The 25,782-nt window shown below is 62.8% G+C and carries 21 protein-coding genes and 1 pseudogene; 8 read left to right on the top strand and 14 right to left on the bottom strand.

Annotated features, from left to right (window positions below; genetic code table 11):
- Window positions 1-18 precede the first annotated feature (18 nt).
- From L1069_RS18060 to L1069_RS18035, 6 genes are all read right to left on the bottom strand, one after another.
- Complete coding sequence (locus tag L1069_RS18060) at window positions 19-942, bottom strand: ABC transporter ATP-binding protein (protein ID WP_129373031.1); 924 nt, start codon at window positions 940-942, stop codon at window positions 19-21.
- Window positions 939-1,919, bottom strand: a complete 981-nt coding sequence (locus tag L1069_RS18055; protein ID WP_237456615.1) for an ABC transporter ATP-binding protein — start codon at window positions 1,917-1,919, stop codon at window positions 939-941. Before L1069_RS18055 ends, L1069_RS18060 begins: the two co-directional genes overlap by 4 nt.
- On the bottom strand, window positions 1,916-2,773 hold the full coding sequence (locus L1069_RS18050; protein ID WP_129373033.1) for an ABC transporter permease: 858 nt from the start codon (window positions 2,771-2,773) through the stop codon (window positions 1,916-1,918). The genes L1069_RS18055 and L1069_RS18050 overlap by 4 nt, the downstream gene beginning before the upstream one ends.
- 10 nt (window positions 2,774-2,783) lie before the next feature.
- The gene (locus L1069_RS18045; protein WP_129373034.1) at window positions 2,784-3,722 is read right to left on the bottom strand and encodes an ABC transporter permease; all 939 of its coding nucleotides are present in this window, start codon (window positions 3,720-3,722) and stop codon (window positions 2,784-2,786) included.
- Window positions 3,723-3,817: 95 nt separating this feature from the next.
- Complete coding sequence (locus L1069_RS18040; RefSeq protein WP_129373035.1) at window positions 3,818-5,380, bottom strand: ABC transporter substrate-binding protein; 1,563 nt, start codon at window positions 5,378-5,380, stop codon at window positions 3,818-3,820.
- A gap of 77 nt (window positions 5,381-5,457) precedes the next feature.
- Window positions 5,458-5,727 carry a hypothetical protein gene (locus L1069_RS18035; RefSeq protein ID WP_237456614.1) on the bottom strand — a complete coding sequence of 90 codons (270 nt, stop codon included), beginning with the start codon at window positions 5,725-5,727 and terminating at the stop codon, window positions 5,458-5,460.
- 163 nt (window positions 5,728-5,890) lie between these two features.
- Between L1069_RS18035 and L1069_RS18030 the strand changes: the two genes are divergently transcribed.
- Window positions 5,891-6,694, top strand: a complete 804-nt coding sequence (locus L1069_RS18030) for a helix-turn-helix transcriptional regulator (protein WP_129373037.1) — start codon at window positions 5,891-5,893, stop codon at window positions 6,692-6,694.
- Window positions 6,695-6,757: 63 nt separating this feature from the next.
- On the opposite strand, the gene L1069_RS18025 is transcribed toward L1069_RS18030, so the two are convergent.
- Window positions 6,758-7,531 (bottom strand): inositol monophosphatase family protein, encoded by a 774-nt coding sequence (locus L1069_RS18025; protein WP_237456613.1) that lies wholly within the window; start codon window positions 7,529-7,531, stop codon window positions 6,758-6,760.
- A gap of 317 nt (window positions 7,532-7,848) precedes the next feature.
- The gene (locus L1069_RS18020; protein WP_237456612.1) at window positions 7,849-8,589 is read right to left on the bottom strand and encodes a LuxR C-terminal-related transcriptional regulator; all 741 of its coding nucleotides are present in this window, start codon (window positions 8,587-8,589) and stop codon (window positions 7,849-7,851) included.
- A gap of 158 nt (window positions 8,590-8,747) precedes the next feature.
- Between L1069_RS18020 and speB the strand changes: the two genes are divergently transcribed.
- The gene (gene speB / locus L1069_RS18015; protein WP_134831541.1) at window positions 8,748-9,719 is read left to right on the top strand and encodes an agmatinase; all 972 of its coding nucleotides are present in this window, start codon (window positions 8,748-8,750) and stop codon (window positions 9,717-9,719) included.
- Window positions 9,720-9,883: 164 nt separating this feature from the next.
- Here speB and L1069_RS18010 read toward each other — a convergent pair whose 3' ends face one another.
- Together L1069_RS18010 and L1069_RS18005 are read right to left on the bottom strand one after the other, a co-directional pair.
- On the bottom strand, window positions 9,884-11,110 hold the full coding sequence (locus L1069_RS18010) for a mandelate racemase/muconate lactonizing enzyme family protein (RefSeq protein WP_237456611.1): 1,227 nt from the start codon (window positions 11,108-11,110) through the stop codon (window positions 9,884-9,886).
- Window positions 11,107-12,765 carry a GMC family oxidoreductase N-terminal domain-containing protein gene (locus L1069_RS18005; RefSeq protein ID WP_237456610.1) on the bottom strand — a complete coding sequence of 553 codons (1,659 nt, stop codon included), beginning with the start codon at window positions 12,763-12,765 and terminating at the stop codon, window positions 11,107-11,109. Before L1069_RS18005 ends, L1069_RS18010 begins: the two co-directional genes overlap by 4 nt.
- Before the next feature lie 102 nt (window positions 12,766-12,867).
- On the opposite strand from L1069_RS18005, the gene L1069_RS18000 reads away from it, so the two are divergent.
- Window positions 12,868-13,758: a LysR substrate-binding domain-containing protein gene (locus L1069_RS18000; RefSeq protein WP_237456609.1), complete on the top strand. Its 891-nt coding sequence runs from the start codon at window positions 12,868-12,870 to the stop codon at window positions 13,756-13,758.
- A 165-nt stretch (window positions 13,759-13,923) separates the two neighbouring features.
- On the opposite strand, the gene L1069_RS17995 is transcribed toward L1069_RS18000, so the two are convergent.
- The 3 genes from L1069_RS17995 to L1069_RS17985 form a co-directional block, all read right to left on the bottom strand.
- Window positions 13,924-15,039, bottom strand: coding sequence for a cystathionine gamma-lyase (locus L1069_RS17995; RefSeq protein ID WP_237456608.1), 1,116 nt, complete (start codon window positions 15,037-15,039; stop codon window positions 13,924-13,926).
- Window positions 15,040-15,155: 116 nt separating this feature from the next.
- A complete protein-coding gene (locus L1069_RS17990; protein ID WP_237456619.1) occupies window positions 15,156-16,847 on the bottom strand; it encodes a thiamine pyrophosphate-binding protein in 1,692 nt (563 codons plus the stop codon).
- 157 nt (window positions 16,848-17,004) lie between these two features.
- The gene (locus tag L1069_RS17985; RefSeq protein WP_237456607.1) at window positions 17,005-17,916 is read right to left on the bottom strand and encodes a LysR family transcriptional regulator; all 912 of its coding nucleotides are present in this window, start codon (window positions 17,914-17,916) and stop codon (window positions 17,005-17,007) included.
- A gap of 138 nt (window positions 17,917-18,054) precedes the next feature.
- Here L1069_RS17985 and L1069_RS17980 point away from each other — a divergent pair, with 138 nt between their 5' ends.
- The 5 genes from L1069_RS17980 (at window position 18,055) to L1069_RS17960 (ending at window position 24,839) form a co-directional block, all read left to right on the top strand.
- Window positions 18,055-19,065, top strand: a complete 1,011-nt coding sequence (locus L1069_RS17980; RefSeq protein ID WP_129373045.1) for a TAXI family TRAP transporter solute-binding subunit — start codon at window positions 18,055-18,057, stop codon at window positions 19,063-19,065.
- A 136-nt stretch (window positions 19,066-19,201) separates the two neighbouring features.
- Complete coding sequence (locus tag L1069_RS17975; RefSeq protein WP_129373046.1) at window positions 19,202-21,427, top strand: TRAP transporter permease; 2,226 nt, start codon at window positions 19,202-19,204, stop codon at window positions 21,425-21,427.
- Window positions 21,424-22,689, top strand: coding sequence for an FAD-dependent oxidoreductase (locus L1069_RS17970; RefSeq protein ID WP_237456606.1), 1,266 nt, complete (start codon window positions 21,424-21,426; stop codon window positions 22,687-22,689). Before L1069_RS17975 ends, L1069_RS17970 begins: the two co-directional genes overlap by 4 nt.
- Entirely contained in the window at window positions 22,686-23,414 is a 729-nt protein-coding gene (locus L1069_RS17965) for an aspartate/glutamate racemase family protein (protein ID WP_237456605.1), read from the top strand. Before L1069_RS17970 ends, L1069_RS17965 begins: the two co-directional genes overlap by 4 nt.
- Before the next feature lie 171 nt (window positions 23,415-23,585).
- On the top strand, window positions 23,586-24,839 hold the full coding sequence (locus L1069_RS17960) for an aminotransferase class V-fold PLP-dependent enzyme (protein ID WP_237456604.1): 1,254 nt from the start codon (window positions 23,586-23,588) through the stop codon (window positions 24,837-24,839).
- Between the two features lie 738 nt (window positions 24,840-25,577).
- Here the strand turns inward: L1069_RS17960 and L1069_RS17955 are convergent.
- Window positions 25,578-25,782, bottom strand: a pseudogene (locus L1069_RS17955) (transposase); the annotation flags it as partial.

The following is a 25,782-nucleotide window of genomic DNA, read 5'->3' as shown; positions in this document are numbered from 1 at the left end:
TCTTTTCTTTGCAGGATGTCAGCCGAGAGGCGCCAGGCAGCGCAGTCCGTGGCCGTTTTCGACCTCCCATTGCGGGGTCTGGATGCAGAACTCCTGGGCAAACGGACAGCGTTCGCGGAACTCGCAGCCCGAGGGGCGTTTGAGCAGGCTGGGCGGCTCGCCTTTCAGGGCGATGCGTTCCAGCCGGGCGTCGGGATCGGGTTCCGGGTTCGCGCTCAGCAGGCAGCGGGTGTAGGGGTGGCGCGGGTGCTTAAAGATCGCCTCGGTGGTGCCTTCCTCGACCAGGCGGCCCAGATAGAGGATGCCCATCCGGTCCGCCACATGACGCACCACGTTCAGGTTATGGGTGATGATCACCATCGCCAGTCCCAGCCGCTCCCGCAGGTCGTTCATCAGGTTCAGCAGTTCCCCTTGCACGGACACGTCAAGCCCTGCGGTGGGTTCATCCGCCAGGATCAGTTTGGGTTCCAGCGCCAGCGCGCGGGCCACACCCACCCGCCGTGCCTGCCCGCCCGACAGCTGATAGGGATAACGGTCGGCAAAATGCGCGGGCAGGTTCACCATTTCCAAAAGGCGCTTGGCCTCGGCGTCCAGATCGCGGTCCTTCATGCCCTGGATGCGGTAGGGTTCGGTGATCAGGCTGCGGATGGTCAGGCGCGGCGACAGGCTGCCGACCGGGTCCTGGAACATCATCGCGATGTCCTTGCGCAGGGGGCGCAGTTCCCGTTCCGAGGCACCGCGGATTTCCTGGCCGTCGAATTTGACGGACCCCTCCTGTGCCGGCGCCATCCCGGCAATCGCCCGGATCACCGTGGTCTTGCCGGAGCCGCTTTCACCAACCAGCGCATAAGTTTCGCCGGGTTCAACGGTAAAGCTGACACCGGCCAGCACATTGACCGGCCCATAGCTGGTCTTGAGGTTTTTGACATCCAGCAGGCTCATGTCGCGGCCTCCTCATGGTTCAGCCAGCAGGCCGCGTGGTGGCCTTCTTTCAGTTGCGTCAGCGGCGGCACCTCGGCGGCACAGCGCGGCATTGCCTGGTCGCAGCGGTCGCGGAAGATGCAGCCGCCGGGCAGGTTGGCCAGATCCGGCACCTCGCCGGGGATGGTGGGCAGAACCCGGGCGCGTTCCTTGATGTGGCCGGGGTCGCAGTCGATCAGACGGCGGGTGTAGGGATGCTTGGGATCGTGGAAAATCTCGCGCACGTCGCCGCTTTCAATCACCGCGCCGGCGTACATCACCACCACCCGGTCGCAAAGCTCGGCAATCACCCCCAGATGGTGCGAGATGAACAGGATGGCGCAGTCGAATTCCTGCTGCAGTTCCTGCAGGCGCTCGATGATCTGCACCTCCAGCGTGGCATCCAGCGCTGTTGTCGGCTCGTCCGCGATCAGCAGATCGGGTTCCGACATCAGCGCCATGGCGATGGCGATCCGCTGCCGCATGCCGCCGGAGAACTCATGCGGGAACTGATCCAGCCGGGCCTCCGGGTCCGGAATGCCGACCGCACCCAGCATCTGTGCTGCGCGTGCCCGTTTGTCGGGTTTTGACGCCTTGGAGCGGTGCTGGATATCCAGCATCTGCTGGCCGATCGACAGCACCGGATTGTGGGTCTGCATCGGGTCCTGGAACACGATAGAGATATCGGCGCCGCGCAGATCCCGCATCTTGCGCTCCGGCAGTTGCAGCAGGTCTTCGCCCTTGAACCGCACCTCGCCCTGACGGAACCGGGTGTTCGGCGCGGTCAGCCGCAGAATGGACGAGATCAGGGTGGATTTGCCGCATCCCGACTCGCCGACGATGCCGACAATCTCGCCTTTGCGCACATCAAAGCTGATATCGCGCAAGGCGCGCAGGTCGCCGCGGGCGGTCTCATAGTCGACGCTGAGGCGGTCGATTTCCAGAAGAGTATCAGTCATCGCTGTTTCCTCAGTTTCGGGTCAACCACGTCGCGCAGGCTCTCGCCCAGAAAGGTGAAGCCAAGCGTTGCCAGAATGATCGGCAAGCCCCCGCCCACCACCAGCCACGGCGTCTGGCGGATCAGCGAATAGCCGTCTTTCAGCAGCGCGCCCCAGCTGGGCGTCGGCGGTTTCACCCCAAGGCCAAGGAAGGACAGCCCGGCCTCCAGCGCGATCACGGTGGGGATATCCATCGCCGCCAGCACCGCCAGCACGCCGACGATATTGGGCAGCATATGCACACCCAGAATGCGCTTCATGCTGGCCCCCATCGAGCGTTCGGCCAGAATGAATTCGGAATTGCGCAGGGTCAGCGTCTGGGTCCGCGCCACCCGGCCATAGGTCGGGATCGACGTCGCCATGACCACCACAACCACGGTTTGCAGGCTTGGCCCCACCAGCGCCACCACGGCCAGGGCAAACATCACGGTGGGAAAGGACCGGATGGTGTCAAAGAACAGCATCAAGAGGTTGTCGAGCCATTTCGGCCCGTAGCCTGCGATCATCCCCAGCGTCAGGCCGATGGCCATGGCGCCGAATACCGCGGGCAGCGCCACTTTCAGCGCCACCTGACCGCCCATGACGACGCGCGAGAACGTATCGCGGCCCAGCTGGTCGGTGCCCAGGATATGGGCGGCGGACGGGCCTTGCAGGCGGTCCTTGATGTTCATCGCCACTGGATCATAGGGCACGATCCAGATGGCAAAGACGGCGCAGAACACAATGGTGCCGACAATGATCAGCCCCATCAGCCCCAGCGGGTCGCGGGCGACGCCGTGGATGATCTGGCCCAGTTCGGAACGGGATTTGGTCATAACGCCCTCCTTAATGCGCTGTGCGGGCGCGGGGATCGAGCCAGGCGTTGATCAGATCAGCCAGCGCGGTGGAAACCACAAACAGGCCGGTTGAGATCAGCACCGATCCCATCACGATCGGGTAATTGCGGGTGGTGATGCTGTCGATCACCAGCTTGCCCAGCCCGGGCCGGGCAAAGACGATCTCGGCAAAGACGGCGGAAGACAGAAGGAACCCCATGCCGACGCCGATCACCGTGACCACCGGCAGAATGGCGATGCGCAGCGCATAGACCAGCACCACCCGGCGTTCGTTGATGCCAAAGGCGCGGGCGGTGCGGATGTGGCTTTCGCCCATCACCTCCAGCATTGAGGCGCGCACCAGCCGGGCGATATAGCCGACCCAGCTAAGGCCGATGGCAAAGGCCGGCAGCACCAGGTGGTTGAGGCGGTCCCAGAACCCTTCGCCGGCGCCGATGGCCGGGAACCACTGCAGATGCACTGCAAAGACCAGCAGCGACAGCAGCGCAACAACAAAGGCAGGCGCGGCAACAAAACTGACGGAAATCGCGGCGGTGATCCGGTCGATCAGCGTGTTGGGATGCGCCGCCGCATAGGCCCCCAGCCCGATGCCCAGGGTGGCGGACCAGATGATCGATCCCAGGATCAGCCACAGGGTATGCGGCAATTGCTGGAACACAATGTCGGTCACCGAGCGCCCCGAGAACACGTCAATTCCCAGATCTCCCTGCAAAAGGTTGCCGTAAAAGATGACGAGCTGTTTCCAGATCGGCTGGTCCAGCGCCAGCTCGGCCGTCAGGCGCGCCTGCAATTCTGGCGTGGCGCGCGGGCCGAGCATGATCTGGACCGGATCGCCGGGCACGGCGCGGATCATCAGGAACATGACGGTGACCGCCACGATCAGGATCAGCAGTGCCAGCCCGAAGCGCCGGAGTGCATAAAGTAACATGGCCGCATGGCTCCCTTGTTCTCGCTGTGCGGAGGAAATCGGCACGGCTGCACCGCGAATTGCAGCCGTGCCAGTCGGTCAGGCCCTGGGGAGGATCAGGCCTTGCCGAAGTAGCGCAGCAGTGCAAGCCCGTCGGGCCGCAGTGCCGGCACAACACCTGCCGAATGTACCACCGGTGTCGCCTCATGGGTCAGGAAGCGGTAAGCGCCGCTTTCCTCCATTACGTCCTGCGCCCGCCGGTACAACTCGTCCCGCTTGGCCTGGTCGGTCAGCTGCGAGGCTTCGGTGTGGATCTTGTCGAATTCCTCATTGCTGAACTGTTCCCAGTTCCAGTGGCCGATCTGGTCAGTAATGAACCACGAGGTTGCGTAATACGGGTCCGGTGTCATTGAGTAGCGGTTCAGCACCAGCTGCAGGTCTTCGTTGTCTGCACTGGCCCAGAAGGCGCCGGATTCCAGCACGTTGACCTCAACCGTGATGCCGATCTGCGCCAGCGTTGCCTGAATGACCTGCGCCGCGGTGGTGAAGGTGGTCTTGTTCAGCGTGTCGAGCTTCAGCGTCACGTTGGTCTCGCCGGATTCGGCCAGTAGCTCTGCTGCTTTTGCAAAGTCCGCCTGCGGCGGCACCAGCGACTGCGGGCGGTTGCCCGCAAGGCCCGGCGCGATGATGCCGGTGGAGGGGTCCACAGCGCCGAAATAGGCGGCCTCCAGCACCGAGGGCACATCAATCGCGTGCTGGATTGCCTGCCGCAGCTTCTTGTTCTGCAGCTTGGGGTGATCCAGGTTCATGCCCAGCCAGGTGTAATAGAGCGACGGGTATTCCAGCAGCGTGCCGCCATTCGGCACCCCGTCGCGGTAACGCTGAACCGACCCAAGCGAGACGCGGGTAAAGTCCAGCTCACCCGCCTCAAAGGCGATCTCGGCTGTGTTTTCGTCGTCGATCGGCAGGATCTCAATGGTATCCCAGGCGGGCGCGTCGCCTTTCCAGTCCGGATTGCGCTTCAGCACGGTTTTTTCCTTGGGCGACCAGCTGTCACGCAGGTAGGGACCGGATTCCGCCAGCGGATCAGTGGTTGCTTTGCCGCCAGCCGCTTCCCAGGCCTTTTTCGATACGATGTTGCCGGTGATATAGGGCAGCGCAATGCTCCACAGCGGCGCAAAGGGTTCCTTCAGCACGATGGTGCCCTCACGCTCGCCGGTCACTTCGACGTGGCTCAGCGGGCCCATGTCGGGCTTGTTCGGGCTTTCCGTCTCATCCGCGACGATGCGTTCAAAGCTGTATTTCACGTCTTCGGCGGTCATCGCGCCAAAGCCGTTTGTGAACCCGATATCATCGCGCAGCGCGAATTTGATATGGGTCTCGTCGCCCTGTTCGATCATCGCGGCGGCGTCCATCTGCCAGTCCCATTCGCGGCCGGGCTTGTACTGGATCAGCTTGTTGTAGATCGAGGCGTGGATTTCCTCGTCGATCACACCCTTGGAAAACGCCGGGTCGATGCTTTGCAAATCACCGTAGGAGCGCACCCGCAAAGTGCCGCCCTCTGCCGCCATGGCGCGGCCGCCCAGGCCCATCGGCAGCGCAGCCGCCGCCCCTAGCGCGGTTGCGCCTTTCAGAAAATTGCGGCGCCCCACCGGCGCTTTGGTCCATTCGATCTTCATGGTTTCCTCCCTTAAGATCAGATCAAAGAAGCCCGCGCGGAAGGGTTTCAGCCCATTCCTTTGTCAGGACTTCCGTTTCATCCGCGCCTTCGGTGGCGCGCAATTTGCGGGTCAGATAGAAATTCTGCCCGTCGCAAAACATGGTGCTTTCTGTATCGATGGCGACCTGCCAGCTTGGACAGATGCGGATAGCGGCGCTCCCACGTGCCGGCCCGGCCGGTGATGGCCGGCACGGCCTTGCCGTCGCACAATTCCTGTTCGGAAAATTCGTCATCAAAATCGCCCTCGCTGTCACCGGTGCCCTCCGGCATCCACAGGCGTGCCGCAAGACGGCGTCCATCCGGCATCGGGATCCAGTGATGAAGGGTGCTTGCAGCGGGCATTGCGGTCTCTGGCTGGGTTGCGGTCCTTCTAGAAAACCCGGTTTCTTCAAATACGGAACTGTGCAAACATGCGCGAACTGACGCTTTAAGAACCGAACCAGCGTCAATTCGCGAAGGATACTGGGCATTGCCGGAAAGTTTTTCAGAAAACCTGCGCTCGCTTTGCGCCGAACATGGCAGCATCGCGCAGATCTGCCGCGAGATCGGAATCAACCGCCAGCAATTCAACCGCTACCTTAATGGCAGCAGCCTGCCCGCCGCCCACAACCTGCGCCGGATCGCCCGGTATTTCTCGATCCCGGAGGCGCAGCTGTTCACCGCGAACGCTGAATTCGAAACCCGGCTGGAGGCAGCCGCAGGCCCGGTGCAGCACAGCCCGGCAGACCGGTTCCTGTCGCCGTTCCGCGGCCAGCAGCGCAATCTCAAGCGCTACCTGGGCTTTTACCACGCCTATTTCCGCACCCCGTCCTGGGACGAGGGGATATTCTGCTCGCTGACCCGGTTTATTGAGCAGGACGGGTATATCCTGTCCCGCAACCTGGAAATCGCCCATGATCCCGAGCAAAGCATCCGGCAGATTTCGCGGTACGAAGGCATGGTCACCCTGCGCGGCAACCGGCTGTTCATCACCGAGCATGAGCGCGCCCGCGAGGGCAGCGTGGCGCAGACCATCCTGTTTTCGGCCCACCGTCAGCAGCTGAAGTACCTGCGCGGCATGACCATGGGGGTGGCCTGGCGGCCGTTTCCGCGCCCCTATGCGGCGCGGGCGATCTGGAAGCGCCTGGATGAGCGGGTCTCGGCGCGCGAGGCGATTGCCGCCTGCGGTGTCTACCCGGTCCGCAGCCCGCGGATCGACCCCACCGTGCGCAACTACTTGGAGACCCCGGATAAAGAGGATCTTCCAGAAGCGCCGGGCAGCGTATTGTTCTAAGCAAAGCTTCGGTCTTTTGACCGGCATAGAGGCACGCGGCCCATTCAGGCAGCCGCCACCGGGTTAGCCTTTGATCAGCGCCAGCATTTCACCGTGCAGTTCCGGAGTCGCTGCCGAAATCACCCGGCCGTCCGAGTTCAGCCCCAGCGGCAGGCCGTCCCAATCGGTGATCACCCCGTCTGCGGCTTCGATGACCGCTGACACCGGCAGGTAATCATAGGGCTGCAGGTCATAGTCGATCACCGCATCCGCATGGCCTGCCGCCAGCAGTGCGTGCGGATAGCAGTCATAGGCAAAGCGGCGGGTCTGGCCGGCCTGCATCAGCCGCTCGAACAAGTCCGGATAGTCGCGGTGGATCTTGTCGCCCTCGTTGACGAACAGGATCGAATGGTCCAGCCGGGTCTGTTCCGACACGCGGATCGGGGCGCCGTTCAGCGTCGCACCTTCACCGCGCACCCCCAGAAAGGTCTCCCCCAGGGCAGGCATACCGATCACCCCGGCCTGAGGGACGCCGCCCTGCAAATACCCGAGCAGAAAACCGAACAGCGGGTGGCCCGCCAGAAACGACCGGGTGCCGTCGATCGGGTCGATGATCCAGACATCGTTGCGGTCCGCACCGTCAAAGCCATGTTCCTCGCCAAAGATGCCGTGGCCGGGGAAATGCTGCGTCAGATAGGCGCGCACCTTGTCCTCGATCGCCTTGTCGGCCTGGGTGACCGGGCTTTCATCCGCCTTGAATTCAACCCCAAGCCGGCCGCGGAAGTAACCGCGGGCGGCATCAGATGCGATTTCTGCAATCCGAACGGCGTGACCGGCGTAATCCTGTGTCGTCAGCATCGGTTTGATTTCACTCCCATGATCTTTTGCTCCGAAGGCAATCCGGCGGTCTCCTGTTTCCGGATTGCTGGCAATGATTACCGTCCAGTAGACTTGCGGCTGCCCGCGCAGCAGCCTGCCTAAAGCCCTGGCTTGAGAGCAGACTTTCGCGAATGTGTGGAAATGGTCAACAGTTTTTGTGGCATAATGACCGTTTATAAGGTCATTTATGGCGCTAATTTGTCATCCTGCACGATTTTACCGTCTCAATTGACCGCTTTTCATGCGGGCGGCCTGGTCCGGTTAAACTGCAGAATGCCGCCGCACTGCTTTCGAAGCTAACGCGCCCCGGCCAGATGCCGGGTGGCCATGGAGAACAGCTCTGCCTGCGATGCAATTCCCAGTTTTGAATAGGCGTGATGCCGGTGGACTTTGACAGTGCCCTCTGCAATCCCAAGATACGCGGCGGCCGAGGGTGTCGAATGCCCCTGCAGGACCAGCTGCACCACCTCGCGTTCCCGCGGGCTAAGGACGCCGGTGCCGAATGTCTGCATCCGGTCCTCCCAATCGGGCCTCTGGAAACCTTGTGCTGCCGTCTCTGCCTGTCCCCATTGCCGCAGAACCGCAGTTGAGATCACTTGGAACACTGCATTCAGCCGCGCGGTATCCGCTGCCTCAAACCGTTGCCGGCGGGAAAAACGGGCCAGCGAGACGATGATCCAGCGCTCTGCCCCGTCTTGTACCAGCACGCCGATCTCGTCGCTGATGCTGATCTTGCGGTAAAAGGCGCGGTAGTATTCCGACCGGTAGAACGCCTCTGGTGCCAGATCCATCAGCCGGTAGGCCCCCGGAGTGCAGCCGTTGCGGCAGGCCTGATACAGCGGATCCAGAAGATAGGGGCCGCTGGCATAGAACTCCACGGTAATCGCCGCCTGCAGCTCATCCAGATCCTGATACAGCGAGACAGGCGGCAGCGCGCCCTCATAGCGTGAGATGACCATCGAATCAAAGCTGCAGCACTGCGACAGAATTTGCCGCAGCACACCGGGAAAGCGGTCAGTGCCAAGTGTTTCTGCCATAGCAGCCAGGGCGGTCACCCAGCTGGCGGCCAACGGAGGATGGGGAAACTCAGCGTTCAAATCTATACCTATTGATATATGTCCTTTGCCAAGTTTACCGGCATAAGAACGGATTTCAAACTGGGGCCGACCGGAATTTCAACCTAACGGAGCCCCAGATGACCGAAACCTCCAGCGTGAACCCCGTACAGGGCGACCTGGCTTTCACCCGCAGCAGTGACCGCGGCGTGATTGCCGAGGCCAGCTATGCCGGCGCGCTCAGCTTTATGCGCCGCCGCTATACACGCGACCTCAGCAGCGCGGATGTGGCGGTGATGGGCGTGCCCTTTGACCTCTCGGTCTCCAGCCGCTCCGGCACCCGTCTGGGGCCGCGCGCTGTACGCTCAGGCTCCAGTCATATCGCCTGGTCGAAACCCTGGCCCTGGGAGGCGGACCCATACGAGGCGCTGCGGGTGGTCGATTATGGCGATTGCGAGTTCGATTACGGCTATCCGCACAAGGTGCCGGGCCAGATCACCCAGGCCGCCCGTGATGTGCTGGCCAGTGATACCGCGCTGCTGTCGATCGGCGGTGATCATTTCATAACCTATCCGCTGCTAAAGGCGCATGCGGAGAAACACGGGCCCCTCAGCCTGATCCAGTTCGACGCCCACTCCGACACCTGGGCGGACGAGGAAGGCCGCATCGATCACGGCACCATGCTGTGGCACGCCATCCGCGAAGGGCTGGTGGATCCCGCCCGCTCGGTCCAGGTCGGCATCCGCACCCACAACCCCGACCCGATGGGCATGAACATCATCGACGCCATCGAGGTTCAGAAAACCGGCCCCGAGGCGGTGGCAGAGAAAATCCGCGCCATCACCGGCGACAGCAAAACTTATGTCACCTTCGACATCGACGCGCTGGAGCCTGCCTCGGCCCCCGGAACGGGCACGCCGGTGATTGGCGGCCTTAGCCCTTATCAGGCGCAGGAGATCATCCGCGGGCTGGCGGGCATCGACGTGGCCGGCATGGACGTGGTCGAAGTCGCGCCGGCCTATGACATCTCTGAGATCACCGCCATCGCCGCGGCCACCATCGCCAATGATCTGCTCTGTCTCTACGCCGCCGGACCCTCCGGCCAGCGGTGAGGCGGTTGTTAACGCCAAAGCGGTAGACGCCCCGGCTTCTGCAGCCGGGGCGGTCTTTGCGGCGGACAGGTTGCCGCCGCCAGGGCAGTCATACCCGCCCGGCGGGCGCCGCTGCTGATCCGGTGCCAGTCAACGGCGCTGTCAGCGTTAGGGGGCAGGTCCCCTTATTGCACCACCGGCTCCTGCGCCAGTTCCAGATGCAATTCGCTGCCGGTGTAAGGGCTAGCGGCAATTGCGGCCTCGTCCAGTTCGATGCCCAGCCCTGGCTCGGCCGACGGGATCACATAGCCGTCTTCCCAAGTGATCGAGGATTTGAGACAGGACATATACGGTCCCTCAAAGGTGCCGATCGACTCCAGGATCAGAAAATTCGGACTGCAGGTTGCAATCTGGATATTCGCCGCCGCCACCACCGGCCCGCAATAGAGATGCGGCGCAATCTGCGCCTGCCGTGTTTCGGCCATGCTGGCGATTTTCTTGGCCTCCAGCAGGCCGCCAACGCGCCCCAGGTCCATCTGCAGGATTGACGCAGCACCGGCCTCCAGCACGCGGGCGAATTCATGTTTGGTGCACAGCCGCTCGCCGGTGGATATCGGCACCGAAGTAAACCGCGCCACCTCGGCCATATCGGCGGGGTTTTCCGGCGTGGTCGGCTCCTCGAACCACAGCGGCTCATAGGGTTCAAGCCGCCGCGCCATGCGTTTGGCACCGGAGACGGTGAATTGGCCATGGGTGCCGAACAACAGATCGGCGCGGGTGCCGACCGCCTCGCGGATGCGTTTGACGAACATCTCGCTGCGCTCCAGATCCTCCAGCCGCGGCTGATGCCCGTCATAGATCGTATACGGCCCGGCAGGGTCGAACTTCACCGCGGTGAAGCCCTTGTCCACCTGTATCAGGGCCGCCTCTGCCGCCATGTCCGGGTCGTTGTAGACATTGGGCGTGTCCGGGTCCGGGTAGACGTCGCCGTCCGCCGGGTACAAATAAGTATAGCTGCGCAGTTTCTCGTGCACCTGGCCGCCCATCAGCTCATAAACCGGCTTGCCGGCTGCCTTGCCGATGATGTCCCAGCAGGCCATTTCCAAACCGCTGAGCACGCCCATCACGGTCACGTCAGGCCGCAGCGTGTATCCCGCGCCATAAGATTTGCGCCACAGCTTCTCGATATGATGCGGATCACAGCCTGCGAACTGGCGCGCAAACATCTCCTCGGCCATCGCACAGCACAGATCGGGGCCGAATGTGGCGTTGTAAATCTCCCCCGCTCCGGTGATGCCGCAAGCGGTGGTCAGACGCACAAAGATGAAATACCGCCCGCCGTGGCGCGGCGGCGGATTGCCGAACACAAAGGTTTCGATCTTGTCGAGTTTCATCACGGGGTTCCCTGTCATTCAGCCGCCAACGGCCTGTTTTCATTGTCTTCCAGAACCAGTTCCGCGCCACGCGCCGCCAGCATCATGGTAGGCGCATTGGTGTTGCCCGAGGTCACATTCGGGAACGCGGACGCATCGATCACCCGCAGTCCGTCCATGCCATGCACCCTTAGCCGCGCGTCCAGCACCGAGTCGGCTGCATCCCTGCCCATCCGGCAGGTGCAGGCCGCATGGAACACGCTGCCGGCGCGTTCCCGGAAATTCTCCAGCAGCGCCAAATCGTCCATTTCCAGAATATCCGGCGCCCGCCGCTCCCGCGTGACGTTCCGGATGGCCGGGGTCTGCGCCAATGCTTGCAGCAGATGGCTGGCACGCACCGCGGTTGCCTTATCCTCGTCGGTTGACAGCGCGTTCGGCTCGATCCGCGGCGCCTGCGCCGGGTCGGCGGATTGGATTGTGATCTGCCCCCGGCTGGTCGGCCGGCTTGGCTGCACGCACAGCAGGAACCCGTTGTCCTTGTCGATCTGCGGCTTGCCGCTGGCGCGTGTCGAATAAGACGCCGGGTTGCAGTAGACCTGCACATCCGGCAGTGCTGCGCCTTTGGTGCGGACAAAACCGCTGCACTGGTTCACCGGAACGCTTAAGGGTCCGTTACGGGTCAGCACATAGCGCAGCCCGGCCTTCATCTGCCCGGCAAAGCTGCCCAGCCTGTCGTTCAAAGTTGCCGTATTGGCCCAAAAGAAATGCGACACCGCCAGATGATCCTGCAGCCCCTGCCCCACTTGCGGCAGATCATGGGCGACTTCGATGCCATGGCGCTGAAGCAGATTTGCCGGGCCGATGCCGGACAATTGCAGGAGCTGCGGCGAGTTCACCGCGCCAGCGCTCAGGATCACCTCCCGCGCCGCCTTTGCCTGTATCACCCGGCCCTTCACCCGGTAGGCCACGCCAGTCGCCCGTCCGCCCGCTGTCAGCACCTTTTCCACCAGCGCGCCGCTGACCACGGTCAGATTGCCGCGCTTCATTGCGGGCCTTAGGAAGGCGTCAGCCGAGGACCAGCGCCGCCCGTCTTTCACCGTGCTGCGCACATAGCCCATGCCTTCACCCGGCAGCGTATTGGCCCCGGCTTCAGCGCGCGCGTTCATATCCGGCAGGAACGGCCAGCCCATTTCCCGGGCACCGGCCAGAAAGTTCCGGGCAAAAGGATGCATCCGCTCGCTCAGATCGGTGACCCGCACCGGGCCTTTGCCCCGCAGCCGTCGATTGCCGCCCTGCCACTCATCATGGCATTCCAGCGCTTCATAGCTGCGGCGGACATTTTTCCAGCCCCAGCCCTTGGCGCCAGCCGCTTCCCAGTCGTCAAAATCATGCGGCAACCCGCGCACATAGGCCATCGCGTTGATTGAGCTGGAACCGCCCAGAACCTTGCCCCGCGGCCAATAGGCCTGGCGCCCGTTCAGGCCCGGATCCGGTGCCGCCGAATAGCGCCAGTTCACTGCTGGGTCCGAAAAGGTGAACCCGTAACCCACTGGAACCTTGATCCAAAACCGCCGGTCTGTGCCGCCTGCTTCGATCAGCAGCACAGTGTAGCGGCCATTCGCTGTCAGCTTGTCTGCCAGCACACAGCCCGCCGAACCGGCCCCTGCGATAATGAAGTCATATGTTTGTGCCATGGCGAACCCGGGTCCCTTGATGCCGCCAGCTTGCGCATTGGTGTACAGTTAATTCAAACAATGGGTTTTGCCCCTAAGGCTAAGCTGTGCTTAAAGGTATGAATGACCGATCTGCCCCATGTCACCTGGCTGAAAGCTTTTGAGGCCGCCGCGCGGCTCAGCAGTTTTTCTGCCGCCGCCGAGGAGCTGGGCCTGACCCCCGCTGCCATCAGCCAGCAGATCCGGCTGCTGGAAAAACACCTGGACACCCAGCTGTTCAAACGCCTGCCCCGCGGCGTGGCGCTTACGGACACCGGCCAGGCCTATGCCCAGCCGATCCGCAAATCCTTTGACGAAATGCAGCGCGCCACCACCGGGCTGTTCAGCAAGAAACGCAAGCGGGTGGTGCGCCTGCGTGCGACGATCTCCTGCGCCGCGCTGGTGATCGCGCCGCAACTGGCCCGGTTCCAGGCCGAACATCCGGATATTCACGTGCAGCTGTCCTCCACCGTCTGGTCCAGCCGCTTTGACGAGGAGGCGCTGGACATCGACATCCGCTATGGATCCGGCGACTGGCAAGAGGCCCGGATCCTGCATCTGGGCCACGAAAACGCCATCCCGGTCTGCAGCCCCGCCTATGCAGCGACCCTGGGCAGGACGCCCTCAATCGAAGATCTGGCCCGCGCCGATGTGGTGCAGATCATTGGTTCCGAAACCGACTGGGGCCGCTTGGCAGACCTGCACGGGCTGACCCTGCAGGTCACTGCCGGCTGGCTCAAGGCTGACTCCTCGCTGCTGGCCCTGCAGACGGTGGCCGCGGGGCACGGGGTAACAATGGTGCTGGAAAGCTTTGCCCGGCAATACGTCGAGCAGGGGCTGGTGACCGCGCCGGCCGCATACAAACTGCCCAAACGCCGGTCCCACTACATGGTGATCAACGACCGCGCAGACCAGCGGGACGAGGTGAAAGCGGTCAGCAACTGGATCACGTCGCTTTATCAGTCTCTGACCTGAAACCCTCCCGCAATGCCAAACACTTACGCGCCGCCGGGTTTTGCGCGCCAAAGCCGCGCCCCGCTTGCCCCAGCCTCTCTCCCAAGCGCAAGCAGGGAGAGCCGGGAGCCGGACTGCACCCGCCAGCTGTCCCCGCGGGGACAGCTTGTCTTTTTGGCGTGCCCCCTAGCCGTCAAGCGCCTCCAACGAAGCCTTCATGGCGCTCCACAGCTCCTCGGCCGGTTCGGTGCCAACCGAGATACGGATAAACCCCGGCGCTACCGCGTCGCCCCAGCGGGCGCGGCGTTCTGCCGAGGTATGCACCCCGCCAAACGACGTCGCCGCGCGGATCAGCGGGCAGTTGTTGATGAATGCATCCGCCTGTCCGGCGCTGTCCAATGTGACTGAGATCAAGAAGCCGAACCGGGACATCTGTTGCTTGGCGAGGGCGTGAGAGGGGTCGGACGCCAGCCCCGGAAACCGGATTTCCTGCACCCGCGGGTGCGCCGCCAGCCGTTCGGCCAGAACCTCCGCCGTGCTGCACATGCGGTCAAAGCGCACCTCCAACGTCTCTAAACCCCGGTGCGCCAGCCAGGCCTCCTGCGGGCCGGGAATGCCGCCGCCGAACTGGCGCCATTCGCGTGCAGCCTGAAGGATCCCGGCGTTGCGGGTGGCCAGATGCCCCATCAGCACATCCGAATGGCCGCCCGGCGCCTTGGTGTCGGAGGCCACAACCACATCCGCCCCCAGCTCCCGCGGGCGCTGGCCCAGCGGGGTCATGGTGGTGTTGTCAACGATCAGCAGCCCGCCCGCCGCGTGGACCGCATCAGCAATCGCGCGCAGATCGCAGAGATCCAGGCCGGGATTCGAAGGCGTCTCTGCAAAAACAACGTCAAAGCCCTCAAATCCGCCCTCGGCAAATCCGGTGGTGGGGCGCTGTTCGACCTGCACGCCCAGATTTTGCAAAAACCGCTCGCTGAGGCGGCGCGTCACGTAATAGCCGTCAGAGGGGATCAGCAGTTTTGATCCTGCTTTTACGGTGGCAAACAGCGCCGCTGAGATTGCCGCCATGCCGGATGGAAAAGCCAGCGCCGGCGCGTCCTCCAGATAGGCCAGCATATGCTCCAGCTGCTCCCAGGTGGCATTGTCCGCCCGGCCATAGCTGGGGCCGCCGGTCCAGTCGCCGGGCAGGTGGTACATTGAGCTTTGCGTGAGCGGCAGCGCCACCGGCTCGCCTTCGGACAGCATGTTGCCGCGCAGGTGCAGCATGGCGCCGGCTTTGGGGGCGGTGGGTGTGTCCATGGGATGGCGCCTTTCGTGAATTCGGGTATCACGAATTCATAGCGGGCAGCGTGTGAAAGAAACAAGGCCGGGAACGCATGTTTCCCGGCCTTCCGATTTCCCGGTTTAAGAACGGATTACCCCATCCAGCGGCGGACCGGCGCGGCGGCCTCTTCCAGCGCCTGGCAGACCACGTCAATCAGGGTCGGGCCGTCATGGGCAAAGGCTTCTTTGATGGCCGGGTCCAGATCCTCAGGGTGTTCCACCCGCCAGGTCTTGACGCCGAACGCTTCGGCCACGGCGGCGTGGTTGGTGCGGTTGAAGTCGACATTGTAATACCGCTTATCGCAGTCGTCGCGCTGGCTGGCCTTGATCCAGCCGAAGTTGGCGTTGGAGAACACCACATAGGTGATCGGTGCATTGCAGCGCACCACGGTTTCCAGCTCGCCGCAGGTGAAGTTGAAGGAGCCGTCGCCCATCATGCCCACCACCTTGCAGCCGGGACGCCCGAACCAGGCACCCAGCGACGCCGACAAGGCATAGCCCAAGGCGCCATGCGCCCGGTTGGTGATATACTGCCGCCCCGGATGCTGCTGCTGTGAATAGGCGTTGTAATAGGGGCAGCTGGTGCCGGGGTCGGAGACCACGATGGCGTCATCGGGCAGGTTCCGGTTCAGCGCGTGGATGATCTGCTCCGGCAGGACCTGAGCGGTTGCGCTGTTAGCCAGCGCCTCGAACTTGGCGAATTTGCGCTGTTTGATATCGGCGGTTTTCGCGGCCCCGCTGAACGTTGGCACTTCGCCCTTGCGTCCGTCCAGATAGGCATTGACCGCCTGCAGCGCCAGTTTCAGATCGGCCACCACGCCGACCTCGGTCGGGTAGTTGGCGCCGATGGTCATCGGGTCGTTGTCAAAATGCACGATGCGCCGGCCAGGCTTGGGCGCCTCCCAGCGCGAGGTGGTGGTGGAGCCTGCCCGGCAGCCCATGAAGATGACCAGATCCGCCCCCTCCATCATCTCCCAGGTCTCATCTGTGCCGCCGTTGGAGCCGACCACGCCCAGCGATTGCGGATGCGTATCAGCCAGCGAACCCTTGCCGGAGATCGAGGTGCCCACGGCGATGTCAAGGCGGGAAGCAAGCCTGCCCAGCTCCTCCATCGCGCCGGAGATCACCACACCGCCGCCGCAGACGATCAGCGGTGATTTGGCGGTGAGGATGGCCTCAACCGCGGCCTCTGCCGCACCCGGCTCGGGGGCTGCGCGGTAGGACGGGTAGCTTTGGTGCTTGGGATCACCCCAAATGTCTTCCGCCGGAACATCGTCATACTGGATGTCATAGGGCAGCCCCAGATGCGCCGAGCCGGAACGCCCGGTGGTCATCGCCCGGAACGCCTGGCGCACCATGCGCGGGATGTGTTCGGCGCGCTTGATTACCGTGTTGAACTTGGTCAGCGGCGCCATCAGGACCTCCTGATTGACCTCGGTCAGCGGGTATTTCCCGTAAGAGCCGACCGAGATGTCGGTGGTGATCGCCAGCACCGCATAAGAGCTCTCATTGGCCTCAATAAGCCCCGGCAGGATGTAGGTGGCGCCACCGCCTGAGGGGCCTTCGCAAACACCCACCCGTCCGGTCACGCGGGAAAACCCGTCGGCCATATAGGCGGCACTGCGCTCATCCCGGGTCAGGACATGGGTGATGCCATGCTCCAGCCGGTTCATCGCGTCATAGAATGGCAGCGTGGTGTCGCCGCACAGGCCAAAGATATGGGTGACGCCATGCGCCTCCAAAGAGCGCACCATCGCCTCGGCCCCGGTCAGCGCGTTGGTCATCGAGTCTTTCATGGGGCCCCCTTAAGCCGTCGTGAGATCTGTCCTGGAGCGCACGCCCAAGATTCGTGTTCTTAACTGTATACAATTCTGTAGATAGATGTGAAGACTGAAGTTCGGGCGTCCTGTGAGAACGGATTTATCTTTCCTGCACAGCGGCTTACGCAAGTATATTTTGGATGTACTCCCGCCAGGCTGTGGCAAAACTGGCCGCCAATTGCGACAACGGCCGCGCGCTGGGGGTCAGAATCGAATAGCCAAAAGGGATCTGCGGCTCAAACGGCAGAAACCGGATCCGGTCCTCATCCGGGTTGCTGCGGCGGTAGCTTTCAGCACTGAGGACATCGACAATGGCGCAGGCCTGACCGGCGGCGATGAAGTGGAACAGCGGCAGGAAATACTGCGCGTCATAGCGCAGGTTGAATTCGGCCTCCGCCTGCTGAAACGCCTGCGAGGTGGCCTGATAGGTGTTGTGATCCGGCTGCAGCGCGCCCATTGGCACCCCGTTCAGATCCGCGGCGGTGATCACGCCGCGGTGTGCCAGCGGATGGCCGGCCGGCACCGCGCACAGGCAATTGCTGGGCAGTTCTTCTGCCGTGTACAGCTTGCGGTCGCCGCGGAACCGGCTCATGTCGCAAAAGCCGATGTCGAAACTGCCGGCCGCCACCAGGCTGCGCACCTGCGGCGAGGAGCGCGTAGCCAGCGTCACCCGCACCTCGGGTTTGCCATCCACAAAGCGGCTGATGAATTCCGGCAGCAGATAGGTTGACGGCCCCGGCATCGCCACGATCCGGATAGAGCCCTGCACCCGGTCGCGCATATTGGCCAGGTTCTGCTGCGCGGTTTCCAGCCGCGACAGGATCTCGGTCGCTTCCTCCATCAGATACTGCGCCTCGGGCACCGGCACCAAACGGCGGCCCTCGCGCAAAAACAGGGTCAGGCCCAGCTCCTCCTCCAGCGCCTTGATGGCAGCGCTGATCGCGGGCTGGGTGCGGTGCAGGTTGCGCGCCGCCTGGCTGACAGAGCCTGTTTTCATGACCTCGTGGAAAACCGCAAGCTGATGAGAGTTCATGTTAAGCCACCATAAATTCAATCTATACATACCGTATAATTTTAAATTTGTACTTATGCATTTCCTTTTCCATGATGCAAAGATCGGAGGAGAAAGCTGCAGCGGCAAAGCTGCGGCCAATAATCAAGGGAAGAGATTATGGGAATTTTCAAGAAACTGACCGGGGCTGCATTGGCCTGTACCATGCTGACCGGTGCTGCAGCCGCACAGGATATGACCTTTTTCCGCATCGGCACCGGCGGCGCGGGCGGCACTTACTTCCCGATCGGCGGCATCATCGCCAATGCGATTTCCAACCCGCCCGGCTCGCGCGCCTGTGACGAAGGCGGCAATTGCGGCGTGCCCGGACTTGTGGCGATGGCACAGTCGACCAATGCCTCGGCGCATAATGTGAATGCCATCCAGAACGGCCAGATGGAAGCAGGCCTGTCCGGCGCCGCGACCCTGCATTTTGCCTATCACGGCACCGGCAAGTTCGAAGGCAATGCCAAGCCCGACTTGCGGGTGATCGCCAATCTGTTCCCCGAAGACCTGCATCTGGTGCTGCCCGAGGGCCACAAGCTGGACGGGCTTGCCGACCTCAAGGGCAAACGCGTGGGCATCGCCCAGGCCGGCTCTGGCACCCAGATCGCGGTTGAGCTGATTCTGGACGACCACGGTGTGAACCGCGACAACATGGATGAGGCCGAGCTGAACAACGCCCAATCCGCCGAGCGCATCGCCGACGGCCAGCTGGACGCCTATTTCTATGCTGCCGGCACGCCCGTCGCAGCGATGATCCAGCTGGATAACACCAAGGGGATGGAGCTGCACAACTGGTCCGCGGAAGAGATCAAACAGGCCAATACCACCGTGCCCTACTACATCCCCTCGACCATTCCGGCGGGCACCTATCCGGGTGTGGACTATGACGTGAACACCGTGGCGGTTTCCGGCATGCTGGTCACCAATGCCAATATGGACGAAGAGCTGATCTATGGCATCACCAAGGCGATGTGGTCCGATACCGCCCGCAAACTGCTGGACAACGGCCACCCCAAGGGCAAGGCGATCACCCTGGAAACCGCGCTGGAAGGCGTTGAGGGCATCGGCGTTCCGCTGCATCCGGGTGCTGAGCGGTTCTACCGCGAAATCGGCCTGCTGAAGTAACTCTTCCCCCTGAACTGCGGCAGCAGGGTCCGCCTTGCTGCCGCCTTTTGTTTCCCGGTGCCCCTGCCCGCCTGCAGCCCGCATAGCGCGGATGCATGACGCACGCGCCGTTTACCCTGCTAGACTGGAACCCCCGATGTCCCTGGACACTCACCTTGACAATAAGGCGCTGGAGGAGCTGGAGAAACAGTATGACTCCGCTCTGAACACGCGCGACAACGGACCCAGGCTGACGGGGTTCATCTATTGGGCCAGCATCGCCTTTGCCCTGTATCATCTGTGGACGGCCGGGTTCGGCACCCCGGTGGACCATGTGCATATGGGCATTCACCTGGCAGGCCTGTTCCTGTTCATCTTTGTCGGCTTCCCGCTGATCAAATCGGCGCGCAGCCTGGAATGGCGAGGTGCCAGCGCGCTGCGCCCCGGCAATGTGCCGCTTTATGACTGGGCGCTGACCGGTCTCAGCATGGCGGCGGCGCTGTTCCTCTGGGTCAGCTGGCGCGGGTTCGATATGTTCGGGTTCGACATTGCCGAACAGGCGCTGCGGCAGGGCAACCCGTCCAGCCTGGACGTGTTCTTTGGCTCGGTGCTGATCCTGACGGTGCTGGAGATCGCGCGGCGCACCATCGGCTTTGTGCTGCCGCTGATCATTCTGGTTTTCATGATCTATGCGCTGTTCGGCCCCTATATGCCCGCGCAGATCCTGAAGCATCCGGGCGTCAACTGGCAACAGTTCGTCAACAACATGTATTTCCCGTCCGAAGGCATATTCGGCGTGACGCTGTGGGTGGTCTCCACCGTTGTGTTCCACTTTGTGCTGTTTGGTGTGGTGGCGCAGCGGATGGGGCTGGGGCAGTTCTTTGTCGATAATGCGATGATCATGGCCGGGCGTTACACCGGCGGCCCGGCCAAAGTATCCGTGGTCTCCTCGGCCTTTTTCGGCACCATCTCCGGGTCTTCGATTGCCAACACGGTTTCCACCGGATCGCTCACCATCCCCAATATGAAGAAGATGGGCTATCCCGGCCATTTCGCAGGCGGGGTTGAGGCCGCGGCCTCGGCAGGCGGGCAGATCACCCCGCCGATCATGGGGGCGGCGTCCTTCCTGATGGCCGAGTATCTGGAGGTGCCTTACACTACCATCGTGATTGCGGCGATTGTGCCGGCCTTGATGCACTATATCGGGGTGATCTCGATTGTGCATTTCACCGCCAAGAAACTGGGGCTGACCGCCTACCCGAAAGAGCAGCTGCCCAAGTTCCTGGCAGTGTGGAAGGACGGCTGGTACACCATCGTGCCGCTGATTGCGCTGCTTCTGGTGCTGTTCTCGGGCTATTCGCCGAATATGGCGGCCTTTATCGGCCTTAGCCTTTGTGTGGTGGTGGGTTTTTGCGCCTTTGACAAGCCCGCAACCCTGCTGGTGCCCTTGGCCTTGCTTGGGTTTATTTTCTGGAAGGCTTCGCCCTATTCCGGTGAGGGGTATTCGCCGGTGATGGCCGGGATGCTGGCCGCGCTGACGCTGGTGGGCTGCCTGCACCGCAATGAACGGCAAAGCTTCCGCGATCTGTTCGACAGCTTCCATGTCGGTGTGCAGTATGCGCTGGCGGTGGGTGCGGCCTCGGCTGCGGTGGGCATCGTGGTTGGTGTGATCAACACCACCGGCGTTGGCTTCCGGCTTGGCTTTATGGTCACCGGCGGCGCGGCGGATATGGCCACGGCGATTGCGCCGCTGCTGGACTGGACCACGATCGAGGCGTTCAGCCAGCCGTCGATCCAGCAGTTCCTGTCGCTGGTGCTGATCGCCATGGCCTGCATCCTGATGGGGGCCGGGCTGCCGACCACTGCGCTTTATATCATGCTGGTCGCCGTCGCGACGCCGGCCCTTAGCCAGCTGGGCGTGCCCCCGCTCGCCACCCATATGTTCGTGCTCTACTACGGTGTGATATCCGAGATCACCCCGCCGGTCTGTGCCTCGGCCTATGCGGCGGCGGGGATTGCAGGATCCAACCCGTTCCGCACCGGATTGAATGCCTTCACCCTGGGTCTGGGCAAGCTGATGGTGCCGATGGTGTTTGTCTATGCGCCCACCATGCTGATTGTGCTGCCCGAGCATTTCACCCTGCTCAGCTTCACCCAGGTGACCGTGACCTGCGCAGCAGGTGTCTTTGCTATCGCCACGGCTGTATCGGCCTATTTCCTGGCACCGCTCACGGGGCTTTGGCGGTTGCTGATGGCGATTGGCGGGCTGCTGCTGGTGGCGCCTTCGGGCGGCTCCGACCTTGCCGCCCTTGCGGTGATGGCGCCGGTGCTGCTGCAGCAGCTGGGCCAGCAGCGCAAACTGCAGGCTGAGGCCGCCCGATGAGCACCCCCGCCTCCCCCGATGTGACGGTTCTGGGCGCCGGGATCGTCGGCATCTGCTCGGCCCTGTCGCTGGCAGAGCGGGGCCTGCAGGTCCGACTGATCGACCGGGATGCGCCGGGTCAGGCGACCTCCTTTGGCAATGCCGGCATTATCTCGCCCTGGTCGGTGGTGCCGCAATCGATGCCGGGGTTGTGGAAGAAAGTACCCGGCTGGCTGATTGATCCGCTGGGGCCGGTAACGGTCAGGCCGGCCTACCTGCCCAGGGTTGCGCCCTGGGGGCTGCGGTTCCTGTCGGAAGGGCGCGCGGGGCGGGTCCAGCAGATCTCTGACGCGATGGACACGCTGAACCGCAATTGCGTCGAGATGTACCGGCTGCACCTGGCGGGCACCGGCCACGAGGATCTGGTGCAGGACAGCTATTACGTTCATGCGTTCCGCAGCGCGGACGCTGCCGATCTGGGTTCGGTCGACTACCGGATGCGGGCCGAGCGCGGCGCAGATATGGAACGGATTGGCGCAGCTGAGCTGCGCGATCTGGAACCTGCCCTGACGCCGGAATTCCAGGCCGCAATCCTGATCAAGGGCCAGGCACGGGCGACCTCTCCCGGGCGTATCGGCACCGTTCTGGCAGAAAAGCTCCAATCAATGGGCGGTGAAATCCTGCAGCAAACCGTGCGGGGCATCCTGCCTGCGCAAACCGGCGGCTGGACCTATACCACCGAGGCGGGCCAGGACTGGACGCCCAAGCTGGTGCTGGCGATGGGCGTCTGGTCCGGGGAGCTGCTGAGGCCCTTGGGCATCAAGATCCCGATGGAATCCGAGCGCGGCTATCATGTGTCCTTCAAAAACCCCGGCGTCGCGCTGAACAACTCGATCATGGATATGGACATGAAATTTGTGGCCTCCTCGATGCAGGAAGGGTTGCGGGTGGCCGGCACGGCCGAATTTGCAGGCCTGGACCAGCCGCTCAATCAGAAACGGCTCGACGGGCTGGCGGAGCTGGCCCGTGCGCTGCTGCCCGATTTGCAGGCCGATGATATGGACACCTGGTCCGGCCAGCGCCCCAGCCTGCCCGACAGCCTGCCCTGCATCGGCGAGGTTGAGGGCTTTCCGGATCTGATCGCCGCCTTCGGCCACAGTCATTACGGGCTGATGATGGCCCCGAAAACCGGACGGCTGGTGGCGGATATCGTGAGCGGCACACCGGTGAACGAAGACCTCGCGCCGTTCCGCGCGCGGCGGTATGAAAGGATCACGACATGACCATCCACCCCGGCGGCCAGAACATCTGCGGCGTCTCCATCGGCGTGCTGGCACTGGAAAGCTATTTCCCCAAACCTCCCGGCCATATCAAGAACCCCTCCAGCCTGCAGTTCACCACGCTTTATGAAATGCTGGACGGCATCACCGTGCCGAAACTGCTGGCCAGCCCCACCGGCGAAATGAAGGACCGGCTGATCGAGGCTGCCCGGCGGCTGGAGGCCAAGGGCGTGCGGGCGATCACCGGCTCCTGCGGGTTTCTGGCGATCTTCCAGCGCGAGATTGCCGCGGCAGTGAATGTGCCGGTGCTTGTCTCCTCGCTGATCCAGGTGCCGCTGGCGCATCTGATGACCGGGCGCACGGTAGGAGTGATCACCGCATCGGCCGGCAGCCTGACAGACGCGCATCTGCAAGGCGTCGGCGCCGAACACACGCCGATTGCGGTGCAGGGGCTGGACGATGCGGAGGAGTTCTCAACCGTGATCCTGCGCAATGAGCGCACCGCGATGGATCTGGCCAAGGTCGAGGCAGAATTGCTGGCCGCAGCCAAAGGCATGATCGCCCGCAATCCGGAGATCGGCCCGATCGTGCTGGAATGCACCGATCTGCCGCCCTACGCCCATGCGCTGCAGGCAGAGCTGAACCGGCCGGTGTTCGACATTATTACCTTGACGGAAATGGTACACCGGGCTGCGCTGCGCGTGCCGTTTCCGGGCTTTATCACCTAAGACCGTGACCGGTTCGCCGCTCCTGCGGGCGAACGGGTACTGCCCGGTGTGGTGCCTGACGAAATTGCACAGAGATTTCCAGCCCTCAGCCCCGGAATTTTTTGCATGCTCCAACCCGGCAACCGCCCTACTGTTGCGGCAAATTGAACTCTTTTCCCGGTTGGACTTGCCATGCCCCAGATCACCGACGCCATTCTTGCCCAAATCCGCGCCCGCTTTGCCCAGATCGACGACTGCCCTGAACAGGGCAGCCGCATCTTCTTTGAAAACGCCGGCGGCGCGCTGACGCTGAACTCGGTGGTGGAAACCTCTGCCCGATATGCCGCCATCCCCGACAACCAGGGCCGCGACAATCCCGGCAGCCATGAACTGGTGCGGGTGATCGCCAAGGCCAAGGACGACATGCGCGTCTTCATGAACGCGCTCGGCGGCCAGTTCTTTGCCGGTGAAAGCGGCACCGAGCTGTTGTTCCGCCTGATCATGAACGCCTGCCTTGGCTCGCCTGAGGGCGGCACTGTTCTGGGCTCAACGCTGGAGCATCCCGCCACCCGCTCTGCCTGTGCCCGCTGGGCCGGGGTGGCACGGCAGAACCATGTGCTGATCCCGCATGACGACGCCATCGGTACAATTGCAGCCGAATCCTACGCCAAGGCGGTCACGCCTGACACGGTTGTCGCCACCATCGTCCACACCTCGCCGGTCACCGGCATGGGTGTTGACGTGACCGCCTGCGCCGCGGCCATCCGTGAAGTGGCGCCGGACTGCCTGATCATTGTCGACGGCATCCAGCACGCCGCCCACGGGCGGATTGATCTGACGGCATACGGCGTCGATGGCTATGTGATCTCACCCTACAAGATGTTCTCGCGCCACGGCTATGGCCTTGCCTGGATCTCGGACCGGCTGACCAGGCTGCCGCATAACGCGCTGATCGACGGGCCGGAGGACAACTGGGAAATGGGCACCCGCGACACCGGCAGCTATGCCACCCTGTCGGATGTGGCCGAATACCTCGAATGGCTTGGCGGCGAGGTGAGCGACGCCACGGACCGGCGCGCGAAATTCCTGGCGGCGGGCGAGGCGATCCACGCGCATGAAAAAGCCCTGACCGACGCAATGATCCATGGCACCGGCAATCTGCCCGGTCTCGCGGAAATGGAGGGCGTCACCATCCTGGGCGGCGCGGACAACCCCGCGCGCGAGGGGCTGGTGTCGTTGACCGTGGACGGCGTGCCGTCGGTGGATGTGGTGAAGCGGTTGAACGAACAGGGCATCCGCACCCATCTGCGCAAGGCGGATCACTACTCGGGCAATATCCTGACGCCTTTGGGCTTGGACAGCTGCGTCAGGGTTTCCCTGTGCCACTACAACAGTGTTGGCGAAGTCTCCAAGTTTTTGGGCGTTATGAAAGAGATTGCGGATTAAGAACCGCCGCGACGGCCGTGTCAACCTGCTGCCGGCCCGCCGGACGCACGCTGCAAAACGCTTCACCTGTCGCGGGTGTGGTACGGGAACAGAGCCAGGGAGTGATGGATGGTTCCCAGCCGCATCAGCGGCGCATCGCCGATACGGTCACTTACCCGCGCATTGCATACTTGCGTCCAGAATGCCTCGTCCCGTGTGGCATTCGTGATGTAAAGGCCAACATGTGAAAAGCCCGTGATCCCGGGTGCCGTGATACCGCACACCACTGGTCTCCGGGCGCACGACGAATTCAATTCGTATTTCCTGTGGGATTGCGGAACCGTATGAATTCCTGCACCAGGCGCTGCCCGCATTCCTCGCCTGTGCCGTAAGATACCTCCTGCCCGATGGCTTCCAAAGCGGCGGCCGTTTTCTGGAAATCCCCAGCGCGGCCCAAGCCAAAGGCGGCGGCTTGATCCGCAAGGCCTCCATCAATGCAGCAAAGTGTATGCGCACGCTGATCAGATTTGAAATAGACCGCATTGATCCGGCGCTCAGACACTTCCAGCCCCGGGATATTGACAGCGTACTACTCTGCTGAGGCTAGATCCTGCGTCCCAAGCCGGCAATAGACAACGTCCTTTAAATCAATCATCGCCGGTTTCCTCTGTGTAACTCTTCAAGCTTTGTCTCTGCCCCCCAAATGCCATGGCTCCTGGCAGAATCTTCGAACTGCCTAGGCTCTGGACTCATTGAGTTTCAAAGCCAGTAGATAACGAGTGCTGCAAGCGCGATTGCTGACAGGAAGACTTTTGGGCATCTGTCGTATCGTGTCGCAACACGCCGCCAGTCCTTCAGCCTGCCGAACATAATCTCAATCACTGCCCGGCAGTGCATTGCGCAGCAATGTCACGAGAGGGGCGGTTGCGCCGCTTATTTCGGCGTTTGTCGTAACTGATGGCTT

The organism is Leisingera sp. MMG026 (genome assembly GCF_021654205.1).
GTDB lineage: Bacteria > Pseudomonadota > Alphaproteobacteria > Rhodobacterales > Rhodobacteraceae > Leisingera.
This window is presented reverse-complemented; position numbering and strand designations above follow the sequence as displayed.

Excerpts from the sequence above, each read along its gene's own strand:
- L1069_RS18060 (WP_129373031.1), bottom strand. The coding sequence starts at position 942 with ATGAGCCTGCTGGATGTCAAAAACCTCAAGACCAGCTATGGGCCGGTC.
- L1069_RS18055 (WP_237456615.1), bottom strand. The coding sequence starts at position 1,919 with ATGACTGATACTCTTCTGGAAATCGACCGCCTCAGCGTCGACTATGAG.
- L1069_RS18050 (WP_129373033.1), bottom strand. The coding sequence starts at position 2,773 with ATGACCAAATCCCGTTCCGAACTGGGCCAGATCATCCACGGCGTCGCC.
- L1069_RS18045 (WP_129373034.1), bottom strand. The coding sequence starts at position 3,722 with ATGTTACTTTATGCACTCCGGCGCTTCGGGCTGGCACTGCTGATCCTG.
- L1069_RS18040 (WP_129373035.1), bottom strand. The coding sequence starts at position 5,380 with ATGAAGATCGAATGGACCAAAGCGCCGGTGGGGCGCCGCAATTTTCTG.
- L1069_RS18035 (WP_237456614.1), bottom strand. The coding sequence starts at position 5,727 with ATGCCGGATGGACGCCGTCTTGCGGCACGCCTGTGGATGCCGGAGGGC.
- L1069_RS18025 (WP_237456613.1), bottom strand. The coding sequence starts at position 7,531 with ATGCTGACGACACAGGATTACGCCGGTCACGCCGTTCGGATTGCAGAA.
- L1069_RS18020 (WP_237456612.1), bottom strand. The coding sequence starts at position 8,589 with ATGGCAGAAACACTTGGCACTGACCGCTTTCCCGGTGTGCTGCGGCAA.
- speB (WP_134831541.1), top strand. The coding sequence starts at position 8,748 with ATGACCGAAACCTCCAGCGTGAACCCCGTACAGGGCGACCTGGCTTTC.
- L1069_RS18010 (WP_237456611.1), bottom strand. The coding sequence starts at position 11,110 with ATGACAGGGAACCCCGTGATGAAACTCGACAAGATCGAAACCTTTGTG.
- L1069_RS18005 (WP_237456610.1), bottom strand. The coding sequence starts at position 12,765 with ATGGCACAAACATATGACTTCATTATCGCAGGGGCCGGTTCGGCGGGC.
- L1069_RS18000 (WP_237456609.1), top strand. The coding sequence starts at position 12,868 with ATGACCGATCTGCCCCATGTCACCTGGCTGAAAGCTTTTGAGGCCGCC.
- L1069_RS17995 (WP_237456608.1), bottom strand. The coding sequence starts at position 15,039 with ATGGACACACCCACCGCCCCCAAAGCCGGCGCCATGCTGCACCTGCGC.
- L1069_RS17990 (WP_237456619.1), bottom strand. The coding sequence starts at position 16,847 with ATGACCAACGCGCTGACCGGGGCCGAGGCGATGGTGCGCTCTTTGGAG.
- L1069_RS17985 (WP_237456607.1), bottom strand. The coding sequence starts at position 17,916 with ATGAACTCTCATCAGCTTGCGGTTTTCCACGAGGTCATGAAAACAGGC.
- L1069_RS17980 (WP_129373045.1), top strand. The coding sequence starts at position 18,055 with ATGGGAATTTTCAAGAAACTGACCGGGGCTGCATTGGCCTGTACCATG.
- L1069_RS17975 (WP_129373046.1), top strand. The coding sequence starts at position 19,202 with ATGTCCCTGGACACTCACCTTGACAATAAGGCGCTGGAGGAGCTGGAG.
- L1069_RS17970 (WP_237456606.1), top strand. The coding sequence starts at position 21,424 with ATGAGCACCCCCGCCTCCCCCGATGTGACGGTTCTGGGCGCCGGGATC.
- L1069_RS17965 (WP_237456605.1), top strand. The coding sequence starts at position 22,686 with ATGACCATCCACCCCGGCGGCCAGAACATCTGCGGCGTCTCCATCGGC.
- L1069_RS17960 (WP_237456604.1), top strand. The coding sequence starts at position 23,586 with ATGCCCCAGATCACCGACGCCATTCTTGCCCAAATCCGCGCCCGCTTT.